The organism is Devosia sediminis, from assembly GCF_016411825.1.
In the GTDB taxonomy this organism is placed as follows: Bacteria; Pseudomonadota; Alphaproteobacteria; order Rhizobiales; family Devosiaceae; genus Devosia; species Devosia sediminis.
Genome location: NZ_JAEKMH010000001.1, coordinates 612,880 through 624,847, shown reverse-complemented (window position 1 = coordinate 624,847; position 11,968 = coordinate 612,880). Strand labels below are relative to the sequence as shown.

Below are 11,968 nucleotides of genomic sequence, written 5' to 3'. Positions count from 1 at the left end.
ATACGGCGCGCTCTGTCCGGAGCCGCCAGACAAGGAGCTTCGCGCCGATGACCCGCAGTTTACCGGCCCTGTTTGCGACCGTCCTGCTGGCCTTGCCCGCCGCGGCGCAGGATCAGCCAGCCTTTGAGGCCAGCCATTTCACGCTCGACAACGGACTGGAACTGGTGGTGATTCCCGACCGCCGCGCGCCCATCGTCACACATATGATCTGGTATCGCGTCGGCGGCGCTGACGATCCGGCGGGCCAATCGGGCGTCGCCCATTTCCTCGAACACCTGATGTTCAAGGGCACCGAAAAATACCCTGGCGGGACGCTGGATCGCATGGTGAGCGAGCTTGGCGGCAGCACCAATGCCTTCACCAATGCCGATGTGACCGCCTACTTCCAGACCATCCCGCCCGACGCGCTGGACGAGATGATGGATATCGAGGCCGACCGCATGCGCAATCTTGTGCTGCCCGCCGAGGTCATCGATGCCGAGCGCGACGTGGTGCTCGACGAGCGCCGCCAGCGCATCGACGCGCAGCCGCAGTCGATCCTGGCCGAAGAAATCAACGCCACCCTGTTCCAGAACCACCCCTACCGTATCCCGGTGATCGGCTGGGCGCACGAGATCGCCGATCTCAGCCGCGAAGATGCGCTCGATTTCTACGATCGCTACTACGCGCCCAACAACGCCCTGGTGGTGGTCACCGGCGATGTCGAGCCCGAGACGGTGCGCGACCTGGCTGGGGAGACATACGGCCTCGTGCCGCGTGGTCCTAACCTGCCCGAGCGGGAGCGTGCGTCCGAGCCGCCGCACGACACCAGCCGCACCGTCACCTATGCCGATGACCGCGTCACCCTGCCGAGCTTTTCGCGCAACTGGGTCGTTCCATCCTACCGCACCGCGCCGGATGGCGACGCCGAGGCGCTGGACCTGCTCTCGGCCGTGCTCTCGGACGGTATCCGCAGCCGTCTCTACCAGAAGCTCGTGGTCGAGACCGGCATGGCCGCCAATGCCGGCGCCAGTTATGACGGCTCGGCCTATGACTACGGCACGTTCGCCCTCTACGGCACGCCGCGCCCCGGCACCACGCTGGAGGCGCTGGAGGCAGCTGTCTTTGCCGAAATCGACGACATCATCGCCAACGGCATTGCCGAGGCGGAACTGGAACGGGTGAAGCGTCGCTACATCCGCAGCACCATCTTCGCGCGCGACGACCAGGGCAACATGGCCCAGACCTATGGCGTGTGGCTGACGACGGGCCGCACCGTGGACGACGTTGCTGCCTGGCCCGACCGCATCGGCGCCGTCACGGCGGACCAGGTGCAGGCCGTTGCCGAAGAATACCTGCGCCCCGAGATTGCCGTCACCGGATATCTGCTGCCCGAGGCCGAGGAGACCCAGAAGTGATCACCCCCATCCTCCGCCGCACCCTCGTCGCGCTCGCGACACCGCTTGTCGCTCTGAGCCTCGCCGCCCCCGCCCGGGCCGAAGTCGCTTTCCGCGAATTTACCTCGCCGGGCGGCATAACTGCCTGGATGGTTGAAGACTATACTGTCCCCATCATCACCCTCGCCTTTGCCTTTGACGGCGGCGCCACCCAGGATCCTGCGGACAAGCTCGGTCGCGCCACCCTGATGACCACGCTGTTCGACGAGGGCGCCGGCACGCTCGACAGCGATGCATTTCAGGAGCGGCAGGATCTTGTCGGGCTGGAAATGGGCTTTTCGGCCAGCCTCGATTCCTTCAGCGGCTTCGCGCGGATGCTGGCCGATGAGCGCGAGGGCGCTACCGAGCTCCTGACGCTCGCGGTCACCGAGCCCCGCTTCGACCAACCCGCCATCGACCGCATGCGCGCACAACTGGTGGCGGGCCTCGTCGCCCGCTCGCAGGACCCAGGCTATGCCGCTGGGTTGATGTGGAGCGAAGCGCTGTTCGGCGAACACCCCTATGGCCGCCCCGCGGAAGGCACCGAGGAAACACTCGCGGCGACTACCGCCGATGATCTCCGTGCCCTGCACCAAGCCATTTTTGCGCGGGAAAACCTTACCATAGGCATCGTCGGTGCCTTGGACGAAGCCACGGCCGGCGCCCTGATCGACCGGGTGTTCGGCGGGCTGCCGCAGGAGGCCGACCTCGTCGAGACGCCGGAAGCCGAGATGAGTTTTGGCCAGCAACTGGCGGTGGACTATCCCCTGCCCCAGACCTTCATAAACCTCGCCTGGCCGGGCATTGCCGAAGACGACGCGGACTTCTTCCCGGCCTACCTGCTGACCGAAATCCTGGCCGGCGGCAGCCTGCTGTCCGAGCTCAATGTCGAAGTGCGCGAAAAACGCGGCCTCAGCTACGGGGTTTCGGGCGGCCTGGTCAATCTCGACCACGCCGACGCGCTCACCATCAGCACCGCCACGCGGCCCGACCAGGCGGCCGAGACGATCGAGGTTATTCGCGCCACGCTTGCCCGCGTCGCCGAGGAAGGACCCGAGCCAGCCCAGCTCGAGCGCATCAAGCGCTATCTCATTGGCGCCTATCCTATCAACCAGTTGCGCTCGTCAGTGTCGATTGCCGGCGCCATGGTTGGCCAGCAATTGCGCGACCTGCCCATCGACTATGTCGACGAACGGGCAAGCCGCATCGAGGCCGTGACGTCCGAGGACGTGCAGGCCGTCGCACAGCGCATCTTCGCTGCGGAGCCGAGCCTGATGCTGCTCGGTCCCGGCGCCAGCAAGAACGAGACGGGAAGCGATCAATGACCTTCACCTTCCCCCGTCGCGGGCGCCAACTCGCGCCCGGCCAGCGCTCCGAACTGACCATTGTCGACCTCCACGGCAATCGCCAGGTGATCTTCACCGCCGATGAGGTCATCGAAGCCCCCAACTGGTCGCCCGATGGGCAAACGCTGGTCTTCAATGCCGGCGGACGGCTCTTTCGTATCCCCACCGCGGGCGGCACGGTCGAGCCCATCGATACCGGCCACCTGGCAGATCTCAACAATGACCACGTGCTCTCGCCCGATGGCAGCACCATTTATGTCAGCTCGGATGACGGCCACCTCTATGCCGTGCCCTTCGCAGGCGGCACGCCGCGGCGCGTGTCCAACACGCATGACACCCCGTTCCACTACTACCTGCACGGCATCTCGCCCGATGGCGCGACGCTGGCCTATGTGGCGGTGGAGCAGCGCGAGGGCGCCCGGCAGGTCAATGTCTTCACCATCCCATCGACGGGTGGGCCCGACAGGCGGCTGACTGATCTCACCATGCCCAATGACGGGCCGGAATATTCGCCGGACGGACGCTGGATCTATTTCAATTCCGAACTCGCGGCGACCCAGCCCGGCCACGCCCAGATATTCCGTATGAATGCCGTGGACGGATCGGGCGTCGAACAGCTCACCTCGGACGAATACGTGAACTGGTTCCCGCATCTCTCGCCGGATGCCCAGCAGATCGTCTTCCTGAGCTACCCACCCGGCACGCTTAGACATCCGGCCGACAAGAATGTGCTCCTGCGCCTGATGTCACCTGACGGAGAAGACCAGCGCGTATTGGCCAGTTTCTTTGGCGGCCAGGGCACGATCAACGTCAATTCCTGGGCGCCGGATAGCCGCCGCCTGGCTTACGTGGCCTACCCGATGGCCTAGCCTGCCATGCCGAGGGAAGCGCGAATGCTTTCCTCGGATTCGGCGCGCTGCACCACGACGCCCCACCAGCCCAGGCCATCATATTCCTGGTAGCCCAGGGTCCTGGCAAAGGCGACGATATTGCCCGCTGTGTCGAGGTAGCTGCCTCGCGCTGCACCGTCATGTTGGACGGCGAACTGCGAAAAGCGCCGGTCCGGATTGGTCGTGGCGATGATCCGGCCACGCGCGTCGAGCAGCATGACTTCGGTGCGCTCCGCGATCTGCGGCGGCAGCGCCGCTTCGGTCTCGACGATGGACCGTCCCTGCGCCTGCCAATCGAAATAGACCCCCAGTGCCCCAAGCGCCTGCCCGTCAGTGCGGCCACCGGCGCGAACGGCGGTGGAATAGACCAGCACTTCGCGGCGATCATGGTGCTGGCTTTCCATCACCTCGCCCACGGCATAGTCGTCGCCACTTCTGGTCGCCATGGCTGCCCGAAGCCAGCTTTCGCGCGACAGGTCGGCGCCGAGCAGCGCCTTGGCATGATTGGAGTTGGCGCTGGCCACGACGCGCCCGCGAGAATCCGTCAGAACCAGGTCGCAATAGACGGTATAGAAACGATTGATCGTCGCCAGCCGGGCGCCGGCAAAGCGCCGCGCATCCAAGTCGTCGCTTTCCAGCGCCTGCCAGAAGGCTGTATCGGTGGCCCACCAGCGCACATCGGCCGTGCGTTCATAGAGATTGCGCACGATAAGCTGCACCAGCGTCTGCGCCAGGTCGGTCAGGCGTGCGCCTTCCATCTCCTCGACCAGCGTGCCGGACATGGATCGCCCGAGACTGATCCGGCCGATCAGCACGTCCTGGAAGCGAGCCGCGATATCGGCAGCGCTCTCGGCCAGGCGTTGCACCTCGTTGGCGACCACGGCGAAGCCCTTGCCGGCATCCCCTGCCCGCGCCGCCTCGATGATGGCGTTGACGGCGAGCAGCTTGGTCTGCTTGACGATCTGCAGGTTGCCCACCGAATAGGTATGCAGTTCCTGCCCGATCCCCTCCATCACCACCCGCATGGCGCGGGGCGATGCGGCAACCTCCGGCTTGCTTCGGGTGTCCATGTCTGGTGCTTTCAAAGTGACGCGTCACGCATAGGCCGCCGGCCGGCAAACCCGCCATTGCTCCACGAATACTAGGGATTTCTTGGTAAACGCCGCGTAAATTCGGCATCAAGCGACTGATTTGACTATTATCTGTGCAGCAAGCGAAACAACTGCGCAGAAAATTACAATCAAATCCCCGTCTGCCTCTGCTCTAGGCAAAAATCGCTCTAATTCTGCGCCCGCACCTCGACCGGGACCGATTTGAAAGCCGGCGTCTTGCTGCGCGGATCGACAGCCGTGCCGACCAGAACGTTGGCCTCGGGATAATAGGCCAGCACCGAACCACGCGGCAGCTCGAACTGTGTAGCAAAACCCTCCATCCGCCCGGCATCGGATGTCACGACCACCCGCTGTCCCTCGACCAGGCCACGCGCCGCCATATCCTCCGCGTTGAGGAACACCGAATGGCGCCCGGCCTTGCCGCGATAGCTGTCGGTTTCTTCGTAGATGATCGAGTTGAACTGTCCCTCGCTGCGCACTGTGGCGAGCATGAGTTGCCCGGCCACCACGGCGGGGATGGGCGTCACGACGAAATGCGCCTTGCCATCCACCGTGCCGAATTCAGGCGCATGCAGCACCCGGTTGCGGATGTGGAATTCGCGTTTGGCCACGTCGATATCGGCCAGCTCCTCCATGCCCGGCACGATGGCGGCAATAGCGTCGCGCAGTTTCGCATGGCCCGAAAAGGCCTCGAAATCGATGCGGGAATTGGTTAGCAGACGCTTGCCCAACTGCCCAAGGATCCAGCTTTCCGGCCGCACGGTCTCGATGCGGGTAATGCCGCCATCGGAAAGGCGCACGAAATTGAACATGGATTCCTGCGTCGTCGGCTCCCATTCCTCGTCTCGCGCCGTCACCGGTAGGATCATCACCTCGCCGTCGCCCACGCCATGCACATGGCCCTGGTTCAGCGTGGTGGTGAGGAAGAGTTTGAAGCCGATCTGCTCCATGGCACGGGTGGAAAAGGCCGTGTCGGGTGTCGCGGCCCAGAGATTGCCGCCCATGATGACCGCCGCGTCCACGCCGCCCGCCGCCGCAAGCTGCATCGACGCCATGGTGTCGAGCCCCTTCTCTTCCGGGAAGGTGACCCCGAAGGCATCTTCCATGCGCCTGAGCACGTCCCGCGCCAGCACCGGCTTCACCCCGATCGTGCCGATGCCTTGCACATTGGAGTGTCCACGCAGCGGCAACAGGCCCGCATAGCGCCGCCCGATCATGCCGCGCAGCAGTGCCAGGTTGGCGATGGCTTCCACATTGGCCACGCCATGCACATGGTGGGTCATGCCCATGCCCCAGGCGAACACGGCGTTCCGGCTGCGCCCGTAAGCCCCCGCGACCCTGCCGATCTCGTCCTGCGTGAGGCCGCAGGCATCGGTGATCTCGTCCCAGCCCAGCGCCGCGATGTCGGCGAGAAAGGCCTCGAAATCTGCTCCATGCTGCGCAATGAAATCGCGGTCTTCCGTTCCCTGCTCGATCACCGCCTTGCAGAGCCCCTTGAAGAGGGCAATGTCCGAGCCGATGCGCGGCTGCAGGTAGTCCGAGGCGATATCGCTGCCGCCCTTGAGCATGGAGACAGGCGACTTCGGCACCGCAAACTTCACCAGGCCGGGTTCCTTGGCCGGATTGATGACAATGACTTGCCCGCCCCGCTCACGGCAGTTCTTCAGCATATGGATGAAGCGCGGATGGTTGGAGGACGGGTTGGCGCCGATGACGAAGATCAGGTCGGCGCCGGTAAGGTCCTCTAACTCGATGGTGGCGGTGCCCTTGCCAATGGTCGTTGCCAGCCCTTCGCTGGTCGCCTGGTGGCAGTAATACGAGCAATTGCTCACATTGTTGGTGCCGAAAGCGCGCGCCAGGAGCTGGAACAGAAACCCCGCCTCATTGGACGAACGCCCGGAAGAATAGAAGAAGCTGCGCGCCGGATCGGTCTCGGCCAGCCGATGCGCGGCATGATCCAGTGCCTCCTCCCATGACAGCGGCTCGAAGCGGGCAGCGCCCGCCCGGCGGAACAAGGGCGTACCCAGCCGCCCAAGCCGCTCCATTTCCCGTCCGCTGAGTTCGGCGAGGTCGGCGATTTCATGCTCGAAGATGCCGCGCGGGATCGGCGGCTGGATGTCGGTCGATTGCGCCTGCACGCTCTTGTTGCAGACCGAGGGGAATTCCCCCAGTTCATTGGTCATGCCGCCATGCTGGCCGCCCATGCCATAAGCGCAGGCCTTGCAGGTGTTCTTCGCCGTCAGGGCCTTGGCCGCCTTGCCCACGCCGATCCGGTTGATCGTGGCCAGGGTGTAAAGCACCTTTTTGGGGCCACCACCCACGATTTGACTGTTCTCGCTCACACTGATCCTCCGCAATCCCATTGTCGGCGCCGCGAGCTTCCAAGGCAAGCGATCAACTCTTGTTCGTATTCATACCGGCACGGAACGGCCTGCAGGTCGAACCGTTGGGCCGGATCGGAACACGAGGAGATTCCTATGCGTATTGCACTCAGCCTGTCGCTGGCGGCCCTCTTGCTGGCCTCCCCCGCCATAGCTCAGGAGGCCCAGGGCACACTGATCGACGTCAACGGCGCCGAAGCCGGAACAATCGAACTCAGCCAGGGCGAGGGTTCGGTGTCGATCACCGGCCACGCCATGGGTCTGACGCCGGGCGACCACGGCATTCATTTCCATACGACCGGCGACTGCGACGCTTCCGCCAAGTTCGAATCGGCCGGCGGCCATTTCAATCCCGGCGAGCATCAGCACGGCCTTGAAAACCCCGAGGGTGTCCATGCCGGCGACCTTCCGAACCTTACCGTAGGCGATGATGGCATGGCCAATATCGAGCTGACTTCGGACACCATTTCACTGGTCGAGGGCGAGGAAGGCTATGTGTTCGACGAGGACGGCACTGCGCTCGTGATCCACGCCGATCCGGACGACCAGATGACCGACCCGTCGGGCAATTCCGGCGACCGCCTGCTCTGCGCCGTGATCGAAGCGCCAGCTCAGTAAGCCACCGCGCTGCGGGGCGGCCAGAAAGTCGCTCCGCAAACCGGTTTGCGCCGGTGGGCAAGCTCGTCTAGTCTTGCCTCATGAGCATCGCGACCGACACCGGGGCCGATATGAGCGCCAATCGCGGCATCCTTCTGGGCTGCGCCACATCTTTCGTCGCCATCATCGGCGGGCATTTCATCTATCCGGCCTCGGCCCCCGTCTCTGACGCCATCCCCGATCGGCTGACCTGCTACCTGCCCTACCTGGCCGCCGTCGCCGCGCCGCTGATGATTGGTCTCATCCAGCTCGGCCGCAGCCGCTTTGCCGCGCTCGCCAGCACGCCGATCCATGATGCACGCGCGCTGGAGCACAACGACTATGTGCAGACCACGGTGGCGCTGATGCTCCCCGCCGTCCTGGTCCACCTTTCCCTGCTCGCCACCCTGCCCTATGCGTGGCTCAACATTGCCCCGCTGATGGCCATCTGGTTCGTCATCGCCTCGCTGGTTTTTCTTGTCGGCTATCGCCGGCCTGCAGCCAGGGCCTTCGGCTTTGCCGCTGCCCTCGCCCCCAGCGTGGTCGGCGCTCTCGCCGTCCCGGTCCTTTCGGTCTGGAACGCGCTCACCTGATCACTGCGCCATGGTTGAGCGGTGAGCCCAGCCGGTCATCCGCTTTTCTACCCATGCCATCAGCGCATACATGGCGATGCCCTCGACAGCCAGCATCAGCAAGCCCGCAAAGACCAGCGGCACATTGAAGTTGGACTGTGCCGAGGCCATCATGTTTCCCAGTCCCGAATTGGAAGCCACCGTCTCGCTCACCACCGAGCCCACAAAGGCCAGGGTGATCGCGACCTTCAGTGAGCCGAAGAAATAGGGCATCGAGCGCGGGATGCCGACCTTGAGCATGATGTCCATCTTCTTCGCGCCGAGCGCTCGCAGCACATCCTCGGTTTCCGGCTCGATGGTGGCAAGCCCCGTGGCGACATTGACGACGATGGGAAAGAACGAGATCAGGAAGGCGGTCAGCACGGCAGGCACCGTGCCGATCCCGAACCAGATGACGAGGATCGGCACCAAAGCCACTTTGGGAATGGCATTGAACCCCACCATGATCGGGTAAAGCCCGGCATAGATGGTCTTCGACCAGCCGATGAAAAGCCCGATCCCCAGCCCGGCCACGATGGCGATGATGAAGCCCAGCACGGTGGTATAGAGCGTCTGCAGCGAATTCTTCCAGATCGGCGACCAGTACTGGACGATGGCCTCGAACACCCGCGTCGGTGTCGGAAAGATCGTATGCGGCAGGCCGGAAAGGCGCACCCCGACTTCCCAGATGACGAACAACCCGACCGTATAGAGCAGCGGCGACAGCCGCACCCAGTTGACCTTGAAGGCCGGACGCGGTGGCGCTGCGACGGGGGTGACAGTCTCGATCGTGCTCATGCCGCAGCCCTCGCTGTGGCGATTTCGCCGTGCAGCTTCTGCACCATTTCGTTGAACGCTGGTTCATAGAGCAGCTCAAGCTGCCGCGGCCTTTCGAATGGCACGACATGCTCGGATATCACGCGCCCTGGCCGCGCGCTCATCACCACCACCTTGTCGGCAAGGAAGACGCTTTCGCGCAGGTCATGGGTCACCAGCACGATGGTCACGTCCTGGCTGGCATGGAGGTCGCGGATGACGCACCAGAGCTCTTCGCGGGTAAAGGCATCCAGCGCCCCGAAGGGTTCGTCCAGCATCAGCAATTCCGGCTCATGGATCAGCGCCCGGCAGAGGTTGGCGCGTTGCTGCATGCCGCCCGAAAGCTGCCAGGGAAACTTGTCGCCAAAGCCCTTCAGCCCGACCGTCTCGAGCAACCTCTCCGCCTTGGCAACATACTCCGCCTTATGCGCCCTCAGGCGATGGCGGTGTTTCTCGACAATTTCCAGCGGCAGCAGGATGTTTTCCAGCGTCGTGCGCCAGGGCAGCATGGTCGGGTTCTGGAACGCCATGCCGACAATGGAGACCGGCTTGGTCACTTGGCTGTTGGCCACGATCACCACGCCCGACTGCGGGATATGCAGGCCCGTCGTCAGCTTCATCAGCGTGGACTTGCCGCAGCCCGAAGGTCCGACCACGGCGACGAACTCGCCGCGTTCGATCTTGAGGTTGAGCCCGCTCACCGCCAGCGTGCCATCGGGCCCGCCATAGCGCATGTCGACATTCTCGATGGAAACCAAGGGCGTAGCCATACCGCCTCGCAAATCAGATGGAAAAGGACCCGCCCCGAGACCATTCCCGTTCCCTCGGTAGAATGGCTCGGGGCGGATAGCCCAGGCGCCCCTTAACCGCCCGGGAAGGACAATTTCAGAACTTTGAGGGTCAACTGAAATCGTCACATTCTGGTTTGTCACCCCGGCGCAGGCCGGGGCCCATCTTGAGATCTCAGGATGGATCCCGGCCTGCGCCGGGATGACATGCGGTGGCTGGCAAAGGGTCAGCCACCGCACACCACTTTCTTACGGCAGCATGCGCTCTTCGGCCGGGGGCAGGTATTGCGCATCGAATACGTCGGTGGCGGTCACATTGCCCTTGAGGCCCATGGAGATTTTCAGTGTCTCGATGGAAGCGGCGAGGCGAGCCTCATCGATGCCGCCAAAACCGTTCTCGACCACATACGGGGTCTTGATGTTCATGGCATTCGCCATTTCCAACCGCTCGGTCTCGGTATCGATGTTGAGCGTTTCATTGCGGGCCAGCACCGCAGCGGCACCGGCGGCCGGGTCGGCCACGGCATCAGCGAAGCCCTTGGCGAGTGCACGCAGGAAGCCCTTGACCGCTTCCGGATTTTCCTCGGCGAAGGCCTCATTGACCATGATGGCGTTGCCATAGAGATTGAGCCCGTGATCGGCGAAGAGGATCGGCACGATATCCTCGTCGGGCACGCCATTGGCCTTGAGGTTGAGGATCACGGAGAAGGCAAAGCCGAAAACCCCGTCGACATCGCCCGAGGCCAGCATCGGCTCGCGCACCGGGAAGCCGATGGATTCGAGGGTGATGGCGCTGTCGTCGATTCCGGCCACTTCCTTGAACGCCGCCCATTGTGCAAAGGCGCCATCCGGCGGCGGCGCGCCGAGCTTCTTGCCCTCAAGCGACTTCGGGTCCTCGGTGATGCCGAGCGACCGGCGGCCGACGACCGAGAAAACCGGCTTGTCATAGACCATCATCACGGCCTTGACCGGCTGGGCAGGATCTTCGTCCAGGAACTTGATCAGCGAATTGATGTCGCCGAAGCCGAGCTGATAGGCGCCCGTCGCCACACGCGGGATCGCCTCGACCGACCCATTGCCGGTATCGATGGTGACGTTGAGCCCCTCGTCGGCGAAATACCCATTGTCCTGCGCCAGGAGGAAGCCGGCGGCCGGACCTTCAAAGCGCCAGTCCAGCGTCAGCTTGATATCGGTCTGCGCCAGAGCAGGCACGAGGCCCGCGGCGCTGATACCGGTCGCCAGCAACAGGGCGGCGGAGAAATGGCGGCGTGAGAGCATTTTTTGTGACGTCCCCGTTTGTTATCCGGGAAAATCAAACGCAGCTCATTTCATCTGGCAAGGAGAATCCGACTAAAATGACGTCAAATTCTATGATTGCACAATTACTGTGCAACACGCTGCCTTTTTGCGGGCAGGTGGCCTAGATCGGAAGCCCGGTTCGAGCCTTGACGCGTCGGATGCTCATGTTTGAATGGATGCGCGCCACTCCCGGCAGGCGGGCGCTCAGACGCCGGTGGAGATGCTCGAAATCCTCGTGATCCCGGCACACGACGCGCAATATATAGTCCGCTTGCCCCGCCATGAGGTGGCATTCAAGCACTTCGGGAATGTCCTGCACTGCCGCTTCGAAAGCGTCGAGCGCGGTCTCGCTCTGGCTGTTCAGCTCGACCTCGATAAAGAACTGCATGCCAAATCCAAGCAGGATGGCATCGAGTTCGGCGCGATAACCGATGATATAGCCAGACTCTTCGAGCACCTTGATGCGCCGGTGACACGCGGACGGTGAGAGCCCGACGCATTCACCCAATACCTGCACGCTTCGCTGCGAATCGCGCTGAAGTTCGCGCAGCAGTTTGCGATCGGTAGCGTCTGGTTGCGGTGGCAAGGCGACATCTCCGTTTCTTGCAGGACCCTCAGAAAACATGCGACCGGTTTCCGCCCGATGACAAGCGCGGTCCGAAAAAGTACCGGCC

At 63.5% G+C, this 11,968-nt stretch carries 11 protein-coding genes; 5 read left to right on the top strand and 6 right to left on the bottom strand.

What is annotated here, in order from left to right; all coding sequences use genetic code 11:
- Window positions 1-47 precede the first annotated feature (47 nt).
- From JEQ47_RS03180 to JEQ47_RS03170, 3 genes are read left to right on the top strand one after another with little or no spacing between them, the layout of a single operon-like run.
- On the top strand, window positions 48-1,397 hold the full coding sequence (locus JEQ47_RS03180; protein WP_198874941.1) for a M16 family metallopeptidase: 1,350 nt from the start codon (window positions 48-50) through the stop codon (window positions 1,395-1,397).
- Window positions 1,394-2,740, top strand: a complete 1,347-nt coding sequence (locus JEQ47_RS03175) for a M16 family metallopeptidase (protein ID WP_328768041.1) — start codon at window positions 1,394-1,396, stop codon at window positions 2,738-2,740. The genes JEQ47_RS03180 and JEQ47_RS03175 overlap by 4 nt, the downstream gene beginning before the upstream one ends.
- Window positions 2,737-3,630 (top strand): TolB family protein, encoded by an 894-nt coding sequence (locus JEQ47_RS03170; RefSeq protein ID WP_198874940.1) that lies wholly within the window; start codon window positions 2,737-2,739, stop codon window positions 3,628-3,630. Before JEQ47_RS03175 ends, JEQ47_RS03170 begins: the two co-directional genes overlap by 4 nt.
- On the opposite strand, the gene JEQ47_RS03165 is transcribed toward JEQ47_RS03170, so the two are convergent.
- Both JEQ47_RS03165 and JEQ47_RS03160 read right to left on the bottom strand, forming a co-directional pair.
- Window positions 3,627-4,721 (bottom strand): methyl-accepting chemotaxis protein, encoded by a 1,095-nt coding sequence (locus JEQ47_RS03165; protein ID WP_198874939.1) that lies wholly within the window; start codon window positions 4,719-4,721, stop codon window positions 3,627-3,629. The two genes, JEQ47_RS03170 and JEQ47_RS03165, sit on opposite strands and share 4 nt — an antisense overlap.
- A 209-nt stretch (window positions 4,722-4,930) precedes the next feature.
- Window positions 4,931-7,105 (bottom strand): FdhF/YdeP family oxidoreductase, encoded by a 2,175-nt coding sequence (locus JEQ47_RS03160; protein ID WP_328768038.1) that lies wholly within the window; start codon window positions 7,103-7,105, stop codon window positions 4,931-4,933.
- A gap of 135 nt (window positions 7,106-7,240) precedes the next feature.
- Between JEQ47_RS03160 and JEQ47_RS03155 the strand changes: the two genes are divergently transcribed.
- Together JEQ47_RS03155 and JEQ47_RS03150 are read left to right on the top strand one after the other, a co-directional pair.
- Complete coding sequence (locus JEQ47_RS03155; protein WP_198874938.1) at window positions 7,241-7,762, top strand: superoxide dismutase family protein; 522 nt, start codon at window positions 7,241-7,243, stop codon at window positions 7,760-7,762.
- Window positions 7,763-7,842: 80 nt separating this feature from the next.
- Window positions 7,843-8,373 carry a hypothetical protein gene (locus tag JEQ47_RS03150; protein WP_198874937.1) on the top strand — a complete coding sequence of 177 codons (531 nt, stop codon included), beginning with the start codon at window positions 7,843-7,845 and terminating at the stop codon, window positions 8,371-8,373.
- Here the strand turns inward: JEQ47_RS03150 and JEQ47_RS03145 are convergent, their stop codons facing one another.
- From JEQ47_RS03145 to JEQ47_RS03130, 4 genes are all read right to left on the bottom strand, one after another.
- Window positions 8,374-9,189: an ABC transporter permease gene (locus JEQ47_RS03145; RefSeq protein WP_198874936.1), complete on the bottom strand. Its 816-nt coding sequence runs from the start codon at window positions 9,187-9,189 to the stop codon at window positions 8,374-8,376.
- On the bottom strand, window positions 9,186-9,977 hold the full coding sequence (locus tag JEQ47_RS03140; RefSeq protein ID WP_236020631.1) for an ABC transporter ATP-binding protein: 792 nt from the start codon (window positions 9,975-9,977) through the stop codon (window positions 9,186-9,188). Before JEQ47_RS03140 ends, JEQ47_RS03145 begins: the two co-directional genes overlap by 4 nt.
- Before the next feature lie 267 nt (window positions 9,978-10,244).
- Window positions 10,245-11,273 carry an ABC transporter substrate-binding protein gene (locus JEQ47_RS03135; RefSeq protein ID WP_198874935.1) on the bottom strand — a complete coding sequence of 343 codons (1,029 nt, stop codon included), beginning with the start codon at window positions 11,271-11,273 and terminating at the stop codon, window positions 10,245-10,247.
- Between the two features lie 142 nt (window positions 11,274-11,415).
- Window positions 11,416-11,919, bottom strand: a complete 504-nt coding sequence (locus JEQ47_RS03130; RefSeq protein ID WP_198874934.1) for an Lrp/AsnC family transcriptional regulator — start codon at window positions 11,917-11,919, stop codon at window positions 11,416-11,418.
- Between the last annotated feature and the right edge of the window lie 49 nt (window positions 11,920-11,968).

Excerpts from the sequence above, each read along its gene's own strand:
- JEQ47_RS03145 (WP_198874936.1), bottom strand. The coding sequence starts at position 9,189 with ATGAGCACGATCGAGACTGTCACCCCCGTCGCAGCGCCACCGCGTCCG.
- JEQ47_RS03165 (WP_198874939.1), bottom strand. The coding sequence starts at position 4,721 with ATGGACACCCGAAGCAAGCCGGAGGTTGCCGCATCGCCCCGCGCCATG.
- JEQ47_RS03170 (WP_198874940.1), top strand. The coding sequence starts at position 2,737 with ATGACCTTCACCTTCCCCCGTCGCGGGCGCCAACTCGCGCCCGGCCAG.
- JEQ47_RS03135 (WP_198874935.1), bottom strand. The coding sequence starts at position 11,273 with ATGCTCTCACGCCGCCATTTCTCCGCCGCCCTGTTGCTGGCGACCGGT.
- JEQ47_RS03150 (WP_198874937.1), top strand. The coding sequence starts at position 7,843 with ATGAGCATCGCGACCGACACCGGGGCCGATATGAGCGCCAATCGCGGC.
- JEQ47_RS03140 (WP_236020631.1), bottom strand. The coding sequence starts at position 9,977 with ATGGCTACGCCCTTGGTTTCCATCGAGAATGTCGACATGCGCTATGGC.
- JEQ47_RS03130 (WP_198874934.1), bottom strand. The coding sequence starts at position 11,919 with ATGTTTTCTGAGGGTCCTGCAAGAAACGGAGATGTCGCCTTGCCACCG.
- JEQ47_RS03180 (WP_198874941.1), top strand. The coding sequence starts at position 48 with ATGACCCGCAGTTTACCGGCCCTGTTTGCGACCGTCCTGCTGGCCTTG.
- JEQ47_RS03155 (WP_198874938.1), top strand. The coding sequence starts at position 7,241 with ATGCGTATTGCACTCAGCCTGTCGCTGGCGGCCCTCTTGCTGGCCTCC.